Here is a 16,366-nt window from a genome sequence, read left to right on the forward strand (position 1 = left end):
GGCGCGGCTACTGGGCGCCTTTGCCGGTGATGACGACCATCACCGTCTCGAAGAGCACGACGAGGTCCAGGAACAGCGTGTGGTTCTTGATGTAGTACAGGTCGAACTGGAGCTTGTTGACCGCGTCGTCGGGGCTGGCGCCGTAGTGATAACGCACCTGCGCCCAGCCGGTGAGCCCGGGCTTGACGCTGTGACGGGCGGCGTAGAACGGGATGTCTTTCGTGAGCTTGTCGACGAAATACGGCCGCTCGGGTCGGGGTCCGACGAGGCTCATGTCGCCCTTGAGTACGTTGAGGAGCTGCGGCAGCTCGTCGATGCGGTATTTGCGGATGAAACGGCCGACGCGCGTCACGCGCTCGTCGTTGGTCTGCGCCCAGCGAGGCTTGCCGTCGCTTTCCGCGTCGGGTCGCATGCTGCGGAATTTGGCGACGCGCAGAAGGCGGCCGCCGCGGCCGACGCGCTCCTGGGAGTAGAAGATCGGGCCGCGGCTCTCGGCGAGGATCAGCAGCGCGGTCACCAGCATCACCGGCAGCGCGAGCACGAGCAGCACGGCGCTCACGACGACGTCGAACACACGCTTGTTGAACGTACGGGTCCAGCCCTGCCGGAAACCGTCGCCGAAGACGAGCCAGCTCGCGCGCAGCGAATCGAGCCGGAGCTGACCGAGCGCGCGCTCGAAGTAGCTGGAAAGGTCGAGCACGCGCACGCCGGCGAGCTTGCAGTCGAGCAGCGCGTTGACCGGCATGCCGCCGCCGCGCCGCTCCGAGACGGCGACGACGATCTCGTTGACCTTGAGGCCGAGCGCGACCTGCGCGAGCGAGGCGCCTTTCGCCAGGACGCGCGAAGCCGCGACCTGGGGCTTGGAATCGTCCACGGGGTAAAAGCCCACCACGGTGGTGTCCGCACGCTGGAGCGAGTGCTCGAGCGCCTGCGCGTCGGCGCCGGTGCCGACGACCATCACCCGGCGCTGCAGCACCGGCCGGAACCCGAGCGCGCTGGCGGACAGCCGGATCGCGAGAATGCCGAGGAATGCCGCAAAGGCGTAGACGGCGAGCCCGGGATAGCCGAGGTGTCGCTGGGGAACTTCCTCGAAGAGTGCGTAGGCCACGGGTGCGGCGAGGAATCCCGACGCCAGCGCGAGCGCCGCGAGGCGCGCCGTGCTGCGCTTCACGCGCAGGTGGTAGAACCCCAGCGCCTTGTTGAGCGCCACCGCGACGACCGCGAACGTGATCGCATACGGCGCCGCCATCCAGACCGCCGGAAGCTCGGCGTAGCTCATCCATGCGGCGCCGAGGACCAGCGCCACCAGCAGCAATACGTCGAACGCGATCTGGATGACCGTGTGCGACGGCAGCCAGTGACTGAACACCCTGATCAAGATATTCCCCTATCGACCACTTTTCGCGCCCTTTCGAGGCGCTCTTCTACGTTCTATGGGTCCGCTCGGCGCCGAACCACCGGGCGATGCTAGCGCAACAAACTAGGTGCTAATTTGAAAACGATTTTTAGATTTATTTGAAACTCGGCGTAGGTGCACAAAGCAGCAAATTTAGTCGCACCGGCGATCGACGGCGTCGGCCATTCGAGCTATCCGGGAGACGGGCGTATTGTGTACGGCCACGCTTACAGGAATAAGGCAATAGTTCAAACGTTGCTGCTTGACACAAAGTGCAACATTCGTCACGCGCGGCCGGAAAAGACGCCGGCGCACGGCCGCTTCAAGGCAAAGCTGAGGGGGAATTCTTAGACGGCAGTCCCCGACCACCCCTGCCACGGACTGGGGACTGCGTTTCTTGAGGGTTGCAACGTGGCACGTGCAATTTTACACAAATTGCACCAAGTTGTATGTCGGGGAAAGCTATCGGGCGAACATTTTTCGCAACGCCCGCCCGCCGATGTGCCGCATGGCGGCGAGCAGCCCGAGCGGGCGCCGCGGATCGAACGCCATGATCCCCCACCGCTCCCTGCGACCCGACATCCAGTCCCGCTTGTAAGGCTCGTCTCCCATTAGGAAATCCACCTCGTCGACGCGGTCGACGTCGAGCGCATGGCGCATCATCTCGAGCATGAGCTGGGAGCCGACCGACCATTCCGCGTAGCGCTCGTCGTGGGCGAGCTTGTAGATGGAGGCGGTGCCGCCGGACGTTAGCCACAGCTGGGCCGCGGCCGGCTGATCGTCGATATAGAGGACGCCCAGGCGCAGCCAGCCTTCGGCGGCGGCGACGCGTATGAGCCGAGGGATGAAGGTCGGATCGGGCTCGGGTTCCTTCCAGCTTGCGGCATAGACCCGCTCGTACGCACCAACGATCCGCTCGAGGTCGGCGGCCTCGCCCGTCGTGATCGCCACACGCACATCGTGCGAAGCGGCAAGCTTTCGCGTCTTGCGTCGGATGGTGTTGCGGAGCGCGGCAGGCAGACTCTCGCAATATTGCTCGAACGAGCGCCCGGCGACGTGCAGGTACCAGTTCGCGAAGCGGAAGTAACGCTGGGTGAGATAGCCCGCGGCGCGAAAAGCGTCCTCCAGCGCAACGAACGTCGGGGCCTCGATCGCGAGCGGCTGCAGGTCGACGATGTCCCACGCTCGCTCGCGGGCTACGACCCGCGCGACCTCGGGGAGGCAAGTGAGCGCCGCGCCCGGCGTGACCAAGGGTGCGAACAGCGGTGTGTAGTAGCTCGATAGAGCGCGCAGCGTGCGCGGTCGCCATAAGCCGCGGCCCGCTTCCTCCACGGTAGGTAATTCAGCGATCGACTCGCCGCTCGCCGTCCTTAGCGAATAGACGCGAACGGGCGCCTCGGCCCTCGGACCCGTTGCGCTCAGCAGTTCGAACCACCGGGGCGACAGAAACACGCTCGCGCCATCGACATCGGTCCGGCACTCGACTGAAACGGCATTCGGCGAGGCACTCATGCCTGTCGCGGCTTCGGCGCGGGCTTAGAATGCAGCCCAGCCCAACTTTGTTGCTGTGATTGGGGCAACGTAGCCACAAGCGCAAAGGTGCAAATTGGACTCAGCTCAACGCCTTCCGATAGTGGTGGACCTGGATGGAACGCTCACCCCGACGGACACCCTGCTCGAATCGCTCCTCAAGCTCCTGAAGACGTCCCCGATCGCGCTGCTCAACCTGCCGCTGTGGCTGCTCCACGGCCGCGCACGATTCAAAGCCTCCGTCACGAGCCGGGTGAGCCTGTCCGTCGAGCACCTGCCATTGCACGGAAAGCTTCTCGCCTACCTTCGCGAGCAGAAGACGCTGGGGCGTTCCATCGTGCTGGCGACGGCCGCGCACGTGGGGATCGCCCGTGCGATCGGTCAGCATGTGGGCATCTTCGACAAGGTCATTGCGACCGCGGGCGATGATAACCTGAAGGGCGAAGCGAAACTGCGCGCCATACGCGAGGCCGTCGGCAACGAGTTCGTCTATGCGGGCGACAGCCGCGCGGACGTGCCGATCTGGGAGGCCGCAAAGGCGGCCATCCTAGTGGGCGTGCCGTCCCGACTCACACGTAGGATTCGTCGGAGCGTCGTCGTAGAACGCGAGTTTCCGAGGCGGTCCGTCGACCTGGGCGCATGGGCAAGGGCTTTCCGAGTGCACCAGTGGGTTAAGAACTGCTTGCTGTTCGTACCTGCCCTCACCGCTTTCTCTCTTTCGACGTCGATGCTCAGCCAGAGCATTGTGGCGTTTGTCGCCTTTTCGCTCGCCGCCTCGGCGACTTACATAGTTAACGATCTGTTGGATCTGGAAGCTGACCGCGCACATCCACGCAAGCGCACACGTCCGTTCGCCAGCGCGCATCTGCCGATCGCGCATGGGCTCGTCGTCGCTCTCGTCACGTTGGTGATTGGATGCTTACTAGCGTTGGCAGTTTCGGCAGCGTTCTTTGTGATGCTTTTGATATATCTCGGGCTGACCAGCGCTTACAGCTGGACGTTGAAGCAGTACGTCGTACTCGATGTGTTGGTGCTTGCGATCCTGTACACGCTCAGGATATTCGCGGGCTCGGTCGCCATAGGCGTCACGACGAGCTCGTGGCTACTCGCCTTTTCGATCTTTCTTTTTCTCAGCCTCGCATTGGTGAAGCGTTGCGCGGAGCTCGTAACGCTACACGAACAGGGGACTTCAACGACGCGCGGCCGAGACTATCGAGTGACCGACCTCGCCGTGCTGTGGCCGCTCGGAGTCGCCGCTGCGGTATCTGCGATCGTCGTATTCGGGCTCTTCATCGTCACGCCCGAGACCCAGGCACGCTATGCGAGCCCTCAACTGCTTTGGCTGGTGGGGCTCGGGCTTATTTACTGGCTCACGCGTCTGTGGATCAAGACATCTAGAGGCGAAATGCACGACGACCCGATCGTTTACGCTGCGAAGGATCACGGCAGCCGCATCCTTGTCCTCGTAATAATCGCGGTAGTGGTTGTCGCACACACCGTCGCCTTCTCTTGGCCGCTATGAACCCACTCCTGACTGCGCTTCTGAGCATAGTGCTTTCAGTCGCGGCGCAATTCTGCCTAAAAGCCGGCATGTCCAGTGCGGATGCCCAGAGCGCCTTGAGCGATCCATTTCGAGTGCGAGCAGTCGCCGCCATATTCGCGAACGGATATGTTCTCGCCGGCTTCGCGCTCTACGCTCTCGGCGCCGTGGTATGGCTCGCTGTGCTGTCGAAATGGGATGTGAGCAAGGCATATCCGCTCGTCGGCCTCGGCTTCCTTGCAACGGTCGCTGTCGGTGCGATTGCGGGAGAGCACGTTTCGCTGCCCCGATTAATCGGTGTGCTCCTCATTTGCGCCGGCGTATTCATCGTCGCGCGCAGTTGATATGGCGCTCTGCGATATCAGGATGAGCACTCGCGACGTATGCTGGCTCGTAGGCATCGTCGCCGCAGGAGTAGTCTTGCGCGTTGCCGCCGTCTTGTTTCTGAAACACATCCCCGAAAGCGACGAGCTCGCTTACATCAGCATGGCCAGAACTCTCATAAACGGCCCTGCTATGGTGGACGATGCGGGAAATCGCGCCATGTATAACGCGGGCTATCCGCTCCTCGTCGTCGCACCTGTTTTCGCATTGTTTGGTGAAATCGTCTCACCGGTTCTGACAGCTAACGCCATCTTGGGCGCAGTCACGATCGTTCTTTGCTACTTTGTGGCGGCGGAGGCCGGAGCCGGCCGCTGGGGAAGACGAATCGCAGCGCTCTCATGGGCCGTATATCTTCCGGCGAGTGTGTATTGCGTCTATGTTCTGAAGGAGAACCTGTTGACGCCGCTAATGCTAGGCACAATCTGGTGCTTACTACGGCTCATGCAAAAGCCTTCCTGGACCATCGCCCTTGCGGCGGGTTTGTTATTCGGATTGATCTCACTAACCGGTAACGCAGGGCTCGCGCTCGCCGGCGCCGCAGCTCTCACATTGGTGTTCCTCCCGGTAAACACCAGGAAGCGCATCGTTTTATCTATGATCGTGATGATCGTCGCCTTCATTACTGTCGCTCCATGGCTCATTCGAAACGCTGTAGTATTGGGAAGCCCTGTGCTCAACACCAACGGGGGTTTCAATCTTTATCTCGGCAACAACCCCGCTGCGACCGGTTGGTTTGTGTCCATTGCAGATACTCCGCGAGGAGGGAGTTGGGCTGAGCTTCGCCGCAGTGGAGAGGTGCGTGCGTCGAATGTGTTGAAGCAAGAAGCGCTAGCCTGGATAGCGGAGCACCCCGCCGAATTCGGGATGTTGGCGATCAAAAAGGTGCTTTATTTCTGGACACCGCCATTCCATAGCGGAAAACAACCGGCGGGAACAGTCGAGAGCTCCGTCAGGCTGCTTTGGGCAATAGAGTTTCTCGTTCTCGCACTCTGTGCTCTAGCCACTGTCTTTCTCAGCACGCTGCGCGAGCGACGCTGCGCCTTGCTTTGGACTGCCGTGGGTTGCTACACGGCGGTGCACGCGCTCTTCTACGTGATCTTTCGCTATCGCGAACCGATCATGCCGCTGGTGTGTATCCTTGCCGCTCTCGCTGTTGAGAGATACTTTGCCGCGGCATCATCTGGACGTGTCGACCGCGGGAGTTCCTGAGCGAGATAACAGCCCGCAGAATCTCACGCGTGAGAGAGTTGTCGGTAATACCCTCTGCCAAATCAGAAACCAGGCCATCGCTTTCGTCTGCGCTCGACATCAAGGCTTTCTCTGCCTCGTCTTCTTGGCCCTGATTCGCGGGGCCCGTCACGAAGTCAGTTAGTTGCAGGCGGCTTTCCTTCGATGACGTTCATGTTCAGCATCGGAATCTCGTTCGTGATCGTGACCGGATCTTTGTTGACCTGACCAAGGTTACGGTAAACGATCAACAACTTCTCTTGCGCATTGTAATTAGCGAGCATCGGGAATCGCGTGACCTCCTCGAACTGGGCGCCCCGCAAGACGCTCTGCAGACGCGCCATTTGGTCAAGATCGGTCCAAAAATCGGGCTGTGCGACGACGTAATGAACCCCCATCGCACTGATGAGATTGCCGATTTCCGCTTCGGTGTAAGTCCTCTGGCCGACTCCCAGGGATCTCCGCACCGAAATCTGCAGCAACATCTTGTCGGCGCGCAGCACGCGCAGGTCGGGTCGATGCGAGCGAGCGCGCATGTTGAAAATGAACGCGCCGTCGCGATAGCCTGAAAACATTACGTTACTGTACTGGGGAGCGTGGCGTGACACATAATCCACGACGGCTTCATAGCCCCGCACGTAGTGCACGGGCCTGGTAAACAAAGTAATCGAGAGGGTCATGAGGCCGATCGCAATGGCGGATACCGCCGCCCAGCGAGGCGAGCGCTCGAAGATCAGGCTTGCCGAAAACCCTACCGCCATCGCGACCGGCAGCAGCAGGAAAATGCTATGGCGCTCCTCTTTCAGGTCGATAGCCGAGAAGAACACATAGCCGACGATGAGCCACGAGAGCAGAAACGTTGCGGTGTGTATCCCCGTGCTGCGATGGCGCAGAACGGGCTTTGCGAAGACGAATACGATCGCCGCGACCAGCGCGGGCCAGCCGATCTGGCCCGGCAGCTTGCGCGCATACCAGAGCCACCCTTCCAGGCTTCTCCTCGACACGGCCGCATCCGCGAGGCCCGTAACCGACTGCACGTTGGCCTGACCGAAGTTGAGCGTGAGGTAGATGAGCGGGGCCATCGCGACTGCCGCAGCCGCCGCGATGATGTACGTATTGCGGTCCCTGAAGAAACTGGCTCCGCGATGGGCAACAAGCGTAATCGCGTAGGGCGCCGCCACGAACACGACGGAGAGTTTCGTGTACGCACCGAGGATGAGCAGCGCGACGCTGAGATAGAGCCACCCGATACGCTCTTCGCGTATGTGGCGCACGAAGAAGTACGCGCTCCACACCAGGAAGGCAAAGGCGGGAATCTCGAGCATGACCTGACGTCCCCAATAGGTCACCTCCGGAGCCGTCACGAGCACCAGCGCAACTGCGAGTGAAAGCACCGGTGCAAGCCACAGCCTCGCGAAAAAAAAGGTCCCCCACGCGAAGAGTGCATAGCACAGGAAGATGACGAAGAGCGCTGTCTCCTGGGAGACGCCCAGCACCGCATAAAACGGTGCAAGCAGCACATAGAACAGCGGCGGATAGAAGAGAATCGTGAGCGCCGGATATTGCGAGTAGTAGTTGTAGGCGTAGCCCTTCAGGTCTGACATCGGAGCGGCGCGAACAAGATCCATCACGAAGGCGCCGTTCAACGCGTGGCGTGGAGAATCGGGCCACGAAAAAGCCCCTCCGGCAGGCGCACCGAATACGAACAGCAGAGCACAGAGCGTACACAGGATGGCGCAATACGCCGGCGCCTCGAGCGGATGCAGGTGTTCGTTCGTAGACATGAGACCCATTTCAGCGCGTGTCGGTCTGATTGCCGCGGGAGTTGCGTATGCGGCGGCGCGGGGCTGCGTGCTGGGAATCGATTGCAGTCGGCGTCGGCGCGAATACTGCGGCGCCAACCAAAAGATAAAACAAGAATGCGATGCGAGGTATGTCGAGGAGGCTGTCGGTAAGACCTACCACCAGGAAGCCTGCCAATGACGCCGCCAACGCCGGCGCGACTGCCGAACGTGCCGCGATACCGAATGCAACCCGAACGAAAGCGGTCGCGACGAGCAGCAGCAAACAGGTGAGTCCGAGCACGCCCTGATCGAATAACAGGGCGAGCAGCATGTTCTTCATGTGCCACGGCAGATGGTGTTTGTCGCTCGTGAAGAACCACCGGCTCATCCCGCCCGCAAAGTCGCCGTTGTGGATCTGCGACCTGCCGTCGGGACCGACGACCTGCACCTCGTCTACGTCGATGAGGCGTCCCTTCGTCTCCACCGCCATGGAAAAGAACGCGAGGCGCGGCGCATACCAGGGACCGCGACCGAACTGAGTGCCGTCGAGTGCGATCGTAAGCGGTCGCCATTCGCCTGGCGCTGCCTGTAGCGCCACGGCCTTCACCGCACACGCACCGACGTAGAGCAGATGTTTTTCGCAGATTTCCACGTGCAGCGCAGCCTGCTCCGCCGCACGCGCTTTCAGAGAGACGGTGTAGACGCCTGCGGAAGATGCCGAGACGCGCTGCGAGATCCGAAACAACTCGCCGAAACCCAGCATATGCCGCGGACCTCCAAGCGCCAGGAAGCTTTCCCCGCCGGAGGCAACGATGCGATAGCTGCCCGGAAGTTCACCGGCCGGCGCTTCGTAGAAGTACGCCCCGGGGAAACGGCCGAGACCTTTTCCGGCAAACCAGTCCAACCCGCTGAGTAACGCTAATCCGGTGCCCCAGTGCTGAATGCGGCCGCTGATATCGCGCTCGGCCGTCGACACACGGCCACCCATATAGGCTCCCGCGCTGAAAACAGCGACGACTGCACCCACGAGAAGAGCGCTTCCGATCAACGTCAATGCCGCCCGGCGTTCCTCCGGCCAGAGCGGCACGCGTGCCCGCGCATTCCACGCGGCGACCGCCGTGACCGCGGCGAGACTGGCGGAGGCATCCCTCAACGCTTCGACACCGCCCCAGTGGGCAGCGACGGCGCCCGCGCTCATCACTGAGCACACATACGTTGCGACCGCAGCCACTCGAATGAACGGCGTCTTGTGCGCGGCCATCGCCACCCCGACGGCAGCCGCGAGCGCGATCCCGAAAAGCACGTAGGGCCCCTTCGAGAACATACAGGCGGCCATGAGCAGCCCTGCGCCGCCCAGCACGCCGACCGCGGCGCCGGCCGATTGCTGCGAAAGCGTCGACGAGCGCACGAGGGGCGCCTGCAATATCGACACGGCGCCCACGTCGAGCACCGCTGCAAGCGCCCTGTAGCCTCCGTGACGGAACGCGACGAAACACAATAGCGCCGTGACGCATGCGAATAACGCGGCAAGCGACAGTGCGCCGATGATGGTGGTCGAGCGTTCGCCACGCTCCTGCTTCAACTGCAGCGTCACGAGCAGCGCGACCCCGGCGAGGACCGCGACATACAAGGCACGGGAGAAGGTCACCAGGCATGCGTAAGCCGCGATGCCGAGCACGAGCGTGAGCACGGTGCGGTGCACGTTGCTATGCGCGCGCTGAAAGCGCCACACCGCAAATGGCACGGTCAGCGCGATGAAGCCGTCGAGCGCAGCCCCTCCGACGTGCATCTCCCAGAAGAATGCCGTCGCACGATAGTCGGCGGAGAAATCGAGCAACCCCGGGAAAGCGGCTCGCTCCCACACGACCGTCAAGCACGCGGCCGCGAGTCCGATGGTCGCGCCGAGGCTCAGCCGCCGGGCGGTGAGCGCACCATCTCTTGCCAGCGCTGACCGCAACAGCGGAAGGAGAAGCACAGCGAGGATGAATGGCTTCGCGATCCGCAGGCTGTTCATCGGGCCATCGTATCCCTGCCAATATCCGAAGCCTTCGTCGCCGGGATACCAACCCCGAATGAAGGCGATGACCGTCGATACCGCAAAGGCCGTAATCAGCGCGTAGGCGACAACATCCGGTCGAGCCTGACGCTTCGGCTCCAGGCGGGAGCGATCGTCCACCGCACGCCGCAGATATCCCGCGCCTGCGGCCGCGAGCACGAGCAGGTCGAACTCTTCGAAGGTGATCGAACCGGTCCACGTGGCGAAGCCGATGACCGGAAGGAGAGCGGGAACCCAGACGAGCCAGCTCTCTTCGAACTTGTAGAACACTATCCCAGCCGCGGCAAAGGCGGTGGCTGCCCAAGCAGCGCCTAAGGGGTAGACCGCGGCCAGCGCCATGCCGGCGAACAGGCACGCCACGCCTGCAACTATGACCATCGCCCGGCTCACGGCGACGACTGCTGCAATGCCCCGGGGCTGAGGCGTAAGCCAGCCAACGGCCGGCTATTCAGCGGATGTGCGTACTCCTCGAGCGGTGTCAGCGACACGCCGTCGATAGGCGCAATCGGCACTGCACGCCCGAGTAGGCCGGAGTTCCTCGGCAACCGATATTCGAACGCGCTTCCCCGTGCAAGATCGCTCGGCCTCACGTTGAAGTTCGCTGTGTAGTGGCCGACGCGGTCCCCTGCGAGCTCTGCGCCTCCAACGGTCAGATTGTTCGCAACGACCACGCGATCGGCGCCCGGTGCGATTCTCAGCAACGTTCCCGGCGGCCCGCGATCGTCGACGAGCGTGTTATGGACCAGATAGAGCTCGCTCCGCGGCCAGCGATAGCCTTCCCCTCCGAACGAGACGACGATGGGGTTCTCGGTCGTGCCGCTTTGCTGGACGATATTCCCGACGACGTATGCGACGCCGCCCGACGGAAACTCGAGCTCGTAGCTTGCCCGCCCGCCGGTCTCGTCGGTCAGCCGGTTGTAGCGGATGTCGTTCTCGCGGGCCCGACTCTTCAACAGATGGCCTGTCCTCGCGTGGTGAAAGTAGCTGCGCGTGACGCTGAGCTTGCGAATCGTTCCGGCATACAGGTTATGGCTGTATCCATCACCGGCGCCGCTATGACCGAATTCGCTGCGGTCGATCTCCAGCGCCGCATTCTCGTCTCCCGCCGTGAGGATGCCGTTCTCGTTGTCTGTGAACGTGCAGTTGCGCACCATCAGCCGGCCGCTTTCGAAGCGTATGCCGGCGCCGTTGCGCTCGCGCACGCGTGCTCCCGTGAAATCGATGTTCTCGACGACGAACTCTCCGCCGCGCATGACCCAGATCGCCTTGCCTTCCGCCGCGGCGCCGTCTGCGACGAGGCGCGCGCGTCCCTGGACCGCGCGAATGGTGACGTGCTTCTGGGTCCACACCGCCACATCCGCCCGATATTCCCCCGCAGCGATCTCGACTGTGTCACCGTCCCGTGCCGCGCGCGCCGCGTCTGCGATCGAGACGTACTGCTGGCCCGGGCCGACGGTCAGCACGCGGCCTGGCGCCGAGGGCGCAGGCTCCGCAGCGAACGCGCTCGTAAGCCACGCGAGGCAGATCGCGGCGGCTAACCGCGTCACCGTGACGCCTCCGTGAGCAGCTCTGCGAGCTTGCCCGCGCCGGCTCGCCGTGACCTGCCTTCGATCGACGACTGCGCCGGCGTTACCGCCCGCCCTGCCCGCACGTCCTCGACAAAGCGCACCAGCAGCCGTGCGATCGCCTCGACCGAATCGAGCGGGGAGATCGAATCGACGCCAGCACCGCGCAGAAAGCGGCCGGTGCTGCCTTCGTGGGAAGTCAGCGCGAGCACCGGTCGTTGCGCTCGAACGTATTCGTACAGCTTCGCCGGAATCTGGTTGTCGCAATTCGCGGCTTGCAGAAGCAGTAGACCGTCCGCGCGAACCATCTCTTCCAGCGCCTGCCCATACGCGGTAGAGGGCAGCAGCTCCACGAACTCGATGACCCCAGCCCGTGCAGCGAGCGATCGCACGAACGCGTCGTGACCGGAGCCGCGAAATCGCAGACGCAGGTGCGCCGGATCGATAGCGCCCTGCCGCCGCAGGTTCGCCACGGCTTCGAAGAGGTGGCTGGGATCGCGCTCGGAGGGATACACCACACCGCTGTGCAGCAACGTCGTCGCCCCTGACGTCAACGGCGTGTGCCGGAGAGGTGAAGCATCCACCGCCTCAAAGGCGGCTTGGTCGAATCCGTTTTCGATCACGCGCACGCGGTCGGCAGCGTCCGGATACCGGGCTGTATACATTTCGGCCGCGGCCGCCGTCGCGAAGACGGCGAACCTCGACGAGCTCAACGCGTCTTCCTCGATGCGCTTGAAGCTCTTCCATATCACCGGGTCGGTCGGATAATCGCTCTGTGCCATCGGGTCCCTGAACTCCGCGATCCACGGCAATCCCGTGCGCCGGTGCAGACGGGCGGCGATCGTGTGCGCGGTAGCGATCGGGTAAGTCGACCAGATCACATCGGGGCGCCATTTCTCGATCAGCCGCAATCCCGAGCGGATCGCGCCGAAGCGCCACATCGTCCAGCGGTCTGGGGTCGCGGTGATCCGCAGGTAGCGCCGGCGAATCGAGAGATGGCGCGCAGCATCTACCGCGAACGCGCGTTCCACGGGCGTGTCGTGGGGAATCTCACCCACGAGATCGTCGGCGGTGCACTCGTAAGCACGAGGGTGAACGGTCAGGACAATAGGCTGCCATTGAAATGCCGGCAGATACTGCACGAATCTCAGAGCACGCTGGACGCCACTGCTGCCGGCGAATGGCGGGAAGTGAAAAGCGACCATGAGCACGCGCCTGCTCATCGAGGGACGACCGCCCAGCGTGCATTCGCGGTGGGGTCGTACCATCGTGCCTGCCGAACGTTCTTGGAAAGCCACGACCACGCATCCGCGCCGCTCTCTTCTCCGCTGACGAACGCCGCCGCAGTCGCGGCTTGAATGGCGTAGGCGCTGTTGTCGAATGACCGGTTGACCTTGGCTACGCTCGCGTATGCGTTCCCGATCTCTTCCCACGTCTGGAAGTAGGTTCCGTTCGATCGCTTCATCGGAGTCACATAGGCAGCCAGGAGCCGCGAGTCGTATCCCTTGGCGCCGAACTGGGTCGTCAATAGCCGCGAATGCCAGCGCAGCAGCGGCGCCGTCGCAAAACCTTTCTCCTTCGCGACGCCAAGGACCGCCATCACGTAGTAGTTCATCCAGAGCGGTTCTGTCGCGGCTACCTGGGGTGTTACAAAGTTGGCCAAGGCACGGCTTTCAGTGCTGCCGCGCCCCCAGAAATGAAGTGGCGACCGCTCCACCGCATTTCGGCGTGCCCACGACCATAGGTCCGAGCCCGAGTAGCGCCCATGAACGTCCCGTTCGCCCTCCCAGATCGCCAAGGCCTGATCGACCAGCGTTCTGAAGTAAGCCTGCTCGGGTGTGCCATCGGGAGAAAGGAAAGCGGCATTCACCCGGTTCTGGAACACCCACGCGTCGCCGCGGACCTGATCGTCGATCCTCGCAACGCCCGGTGGTCTGAATCCGGGGTTGTACATGAGCGCCCAGGCCGCGGCCCAGAACTGCAACTCCTTCAGGTACCAGTAGTCGCCGGTCACGACATACGCGATCGAGAATGGATCTGGCTGATGCGCCCCATCCGCTATCCACCCGCCGCTGACGTGCGGATAGGCCTGCTCGGTGATCCGATCGCCTTTGACGAAGTACGGCACTCCGGCGTTGTTCACGAGCCAGATCGTCGGCCACGCGACCACCGAAACGGGCCGGCCAATCGCGGCGATCTTTCCCGACGCGTCGTACTTCCTGGCCGCGTTCCCCTCGCGATAATGGACCGGCCATGCCGCGGCCAGGTCCGCGGAACCGAGCGCGACTTCGCGCATGCGCGCATCGCCCGAGGCGATCCAGCGCGCAACCCACTCCGGCATGAGGCCGATGTCGTCCCGACCGCCGGTGGTCGGCATGTACTTGGTCCACAAGCCGGCGTCGTACAGATCTCGCGGCTGCTTCAGCCAGCGCGAATGATATTGAGCGACGGCGCGCGAGTTTTCCGCGCGGGCGGCTATTTCCAGATTCGGCACGAAGCGGGTAGCGCTCAAATACGCGAGGTTGTAGTCCACATCGACGTTTCGCGCAGGCTCGCCGCCGAGCCAGTATTCCTTGGTCCAGCGCGTCGCGGCGTAGTGCTTCACGTCGCGCTTCTCGTAGAAGGTTTGCGCGCGCGCATGTCCCGCCGAAAGCATCAGGTCGTAGCGCGAATCCCGAATATCGGTCGTCAGCGAATTCTCGCCGATGAACCTGACTCTCACCTTGTTGATCGCCGGCCAGAACGTCGCGTGGAAAATCGGGCGAAACGACGATGCGCGGACGTCGTAGGTCCGGCGCGCCGAGTGATCGCCGAGTATCACGGTCGTGGCGACCGGGCCGCTCGTCCAGTACGCGAAGTCGCCTCGCGAAAGCATCTCGCGCGCCGAAATCGACGTTCCTGCGACATTGATCGTCGCGTCGAAGTCGAACCTCGCATCGAGCATCTCGGCCGGCCTGAGGGGCACAGCTTCTGCGGCCGCCCCGGCCGGATGCAACACCACTTCGACGGGCTGGCCGGCCGGAAGCTTCGGGACGACGAACAGAACGATGGCGTACTTAAGAGATCCGTCGGGCCAGCGCTGCTTGACGTCGACCTGCGTCTGCAGCGGCCGGTCGTCGATGCGCGCCTCGACGGACTTGCCGGGGGCCACTTCGCCCTCGACGAAGGGCCGCCCTAGCTGCACGGGATAGTTCAGTTCCTCCGCGCCGCTGCGGTTGATGATCGAGACCGAATTCCGCGGGGCCGCCGCCGCTCCCGCGCAGCAGACGAGCAGAAAAAGCAGGGCCCACGCCGCCTTAAAAGGACGCATTTCCCGAAACTGCCTTACGGGCGATACGACGCCGGAAGTCAGCTGTTAGACTCACGCCCCGAAGGCAGGGGTGCCGATTCGTTTCAACATTGTGGCAGATGCTACATCTCCGTCAGAAACTGGCGATACAGTTTCTTTCCTCGAATTTCGCGACCGTCACGAATTTTATCGTGTCGATCGTGCTGGCGCGCCTGCTCTCCCCGTCGGAGATCGGAATATTTTCGATCACCGCCGTGGTCGTCAACTTTTCGCACGTATTTCGCGACTTCGGGGTAGCTGCGTTCATCAAGAGGCAGAAGCACCTCACGCCTGACATGCTGCGCGCGGCGCTGGGTGTGCTGATGACCTCCTCGTGGATTATTGCCGCGACGCTGTTCGTCGCCAGCGACTTCCTGGCGGCTTATTTCAGGCAGCCCGGCGTCGGCGACACGATGAAGGTGCTTGCGATCGGCTTTTTCTTCATTCCGTTCGGAGCCGTGTCCAACGCCGTCCTTGGCCGCGAGCTCCAGGCAGGGAAAGCGGCCATTGCGACCGGTGTGAGCACCGTGGTGTACGCGACCTCCTGCATCACCCTCGCCTACCTCGGTTTCAGCTACATGAGCCTCGCCTGGGGGAACCTGCTGAACATCATCGCCTCGGTGACCACATACAACCTCCTGCGGCCGAAGGGTTTGCCTTGGTTGCCCAGCCTCAGAGGCTGGCGCAGCGTTGCGCACTTCGGACTCGGTGCGATGCTCTCATCAGCGCTGAAAGCGATCGACAACGCGATTCCGGACCTCTTCCTCGGCAAGCTCAGCACCGCGCACAACGTCGGACTCTTCAGCCGGGCGAATTCGACCGTCAACATCCTCAACCATGTCACCGGCCCGACGCTCAACTACGTGTCGCTGCCTTACATGGCGGCGGTGCATCACAGCGGGGCAGATCTCGGCGCCGAAGTGACCAGGGCGATCGCCTACCTGACCGCGATCGCCTGGCCCATCCTCGCAGTCACCGCGGCGCTCGCCCCGGAAGTGATCGAAACCCTGTACGGATCCGCGTGGCTCGAATGCGCGCCGGTCATCCCCCTGCTCTGCCTCGCGTGCGCGGTGCAGATCACCTTCTCGTTCCTGCAGCCGGCCTTGACCGGCATCGGCAGGCCGTACTGGACGGCCTTGCCTCTTGTGCTGGTCGTGGCAGCCAAGATCGCGCTCGGTCTCGCCCTGTTCGACGGCTCGCTCGTCTCTTTCGCGTACGCCGTGGTCATCGCGGAGGTGGCCTCGATCCCGGCGTATTTGTATCTCGCCCACAAGCACATCCAAACCAGGCCAGGGCAGTTGATGTTGCCACTGGTGTCGAGCCTCACCCTCACCCTCGCGGTAAGCCTGGCGGTCGCAGGCATCAAAGCGCTGTTGTTCGATTCGGTTGCGGCGCCGTTCGAGCGGCTCGTGGTTGCCGGTGCGATCGTGCTGCCCGTCTGGACGGTCACGCTGCTTCTCATCCGGCATCCCCTTCGTCGCGAGCTGCTGCTGATGCTCTCCACCGTCAGCGCGACGCTGCAGGTCAGGAAACGCTCGGATTCGGGAAGCCGATAA

At 63.0% G+C, this 16,366-nt stretch carries 11 protein-coding genes; 4 read left to right on the forward strand and 7 right to left on the reverse strand.

The features are described from left to right. Positions 1-7: 7 nt before the first annotated feature. Positions 8-1,369: a TIGR03013 family XrtA/PEP-CTERM system glycosyltransferase gene (locus VHP37_24475; protein ID HEX2829523.1), complete on the reverse strand. Its 1,362-nt coding sequence runs from the start codon at positions 1,367-1,369 to the stop codon at positions 8-10. Positions 1,370-1,858: 489 nt separating this feature from the next. Then, positions 1,859-2,908, reverse strand: coding sequence for a GNAT family N-acetyltransferase (locus tag VHP37_24480; protein ID HEX2829524.1), 1,050 nt, complete (start codon positions 2,906-2,908; stop codon positions 1,859-1,861). 94 nt (positions 2,909-3,002) lie between these two features. Here VHP37_24480 and VHP37_24485 point away from each other — a divergent pair, with 94 nt between their 5' ends. The 3 genes from VHP37_24485 to VHP37_24495 are packed head-to-tail and all read left to right on the forward strand — an operon-like array spanning position 3,003 to position 6,059. Continuing rightward, the gene (locus VHP37_24485) at positions 3,003-4,448 is read left to right on the forward strand and encodes a UbiA family prenyltransferase (protein ID HEX2829525.1); all 1,446 of its coding nucleotides are present in this window, start codon (positions 3,003-3,005) and stop codon (positions 4,446-4,448) included. Then, positions 4,445-4,810 carry a hypothetical protein gene (locus VHP37_24490; GenBank protein HEX2829526.1) on the forward strand — a complete coding sequence of 122 codons (366 nt, stop codon included), beginning with the start codon at positions 4,445-4,447 and terminating at the stop codon, positions 4,808-4,810. The genes VHP37_24485 and VHP37_24490 overlap by 4 nt, the downstream gene beginning before the upstream one ends. Before the next feature lie 22 nt (positions 4,811-4,832). Further along, complete coding sequence (locus VHP37_24495) at positions 4,833-6,059, forward strand: glycosyltransferase family 39 protein (protein ID HEX2829527.1); 1,227 nt, start codon at positions 4,833-4,835, stop codon at positions 6,057-6,059. Positions 6,060-6,214: 155 nt separating this feature from the next. Here the strand turns inward: VHP37_24495 and VHP37_24500 are convergent, their stop codons facing one another. The 5 genes from VHP37_24500 to VHP37_24520 are packed head-to-tail and all read right to left on the reverse strand — an operon-like array spanning position 6,215 to position 14,792. Further along, positions 6,215-7,861 carry a glycosyltransferase family 39 protein gene (locus tag VHP37_24500; protein ID HEX2829528.1) on the reverse strand — a complete coding sequence of 549 codons (1,647 nt, stop codon included), beginning with the start codon at positions 7,859-7,861 and terminating at the stop codon, positions 6,215-6,217. Between the two features lie 10 nt (positions 7,862-7,871). Continuing rightward, positions 7,872-10,295, reverse strand: a complete 2,424-nt coding sequence (locus VHP37_24505; GenBank protein HEX2829529.1) for a hypothetical protein — start codon at positions 10,293-10,295, stop codon at positions 7,872-7,874. Positions 10,296-10,303: 8 nt separating this feature from the next. Next, a complete protein-coding gene (locus VHP37_24510; GenBank protein HEX2829530.1) occupies positions 10,304-11,464 on the reverse strand; it encodes a hypothetical protein in 1,161 nt (386 codons plus the stop codon). Next, positions 11,461-12,687, reverse strand: coding sequence for a glycosyltransferase (locus VHP37_24515; protein HEX2829531.1), 1,227 nt, complete (start codon positions 12,685-12,687; stop codon positions 11,461-11,463). Before VHP37_24515 ends, VHP37_24510 begins: the two co-directional genes overlap by 4 nt. Before the next feature lie 14 nt (positions 12,688-12,701). Continuing rightward, complete coding sequence (locus VHP37_24520; GenBank protein HEX2829532.1) at positions 12,702-14,792, reverse strand: hypothetical protein; 2,091 nt, start codon at positions 14,790-14,792, stop codon at positions 12,702-12,704. A 98-nt stretch (positions 14,793-14,890) separates the two neighbouring features. On the opposite strand from VHP37_24520, the gene VHP37_24525 reads away from it, so the two are divergent. Next, complete coding sequence (locus tag VHP37_24525; protein ID HEX2829533.1) at positions 14,891-16,366, forward strand: oligosaccharide flippase family protein; 1,476 nt, start codon at positions 14,891-14,893, stop codon at positions 16,364-16,366.

The sequence above is a fragment of the Burkholderiales bacterium genome (assembly GCA_036262035.1).
Taxonomy (GTDB): domain Bacteria; phylum Pseudomonadota; class Gammaproteobacteria; order Burkholderiales; family SG8-41; genus JAQGMV01.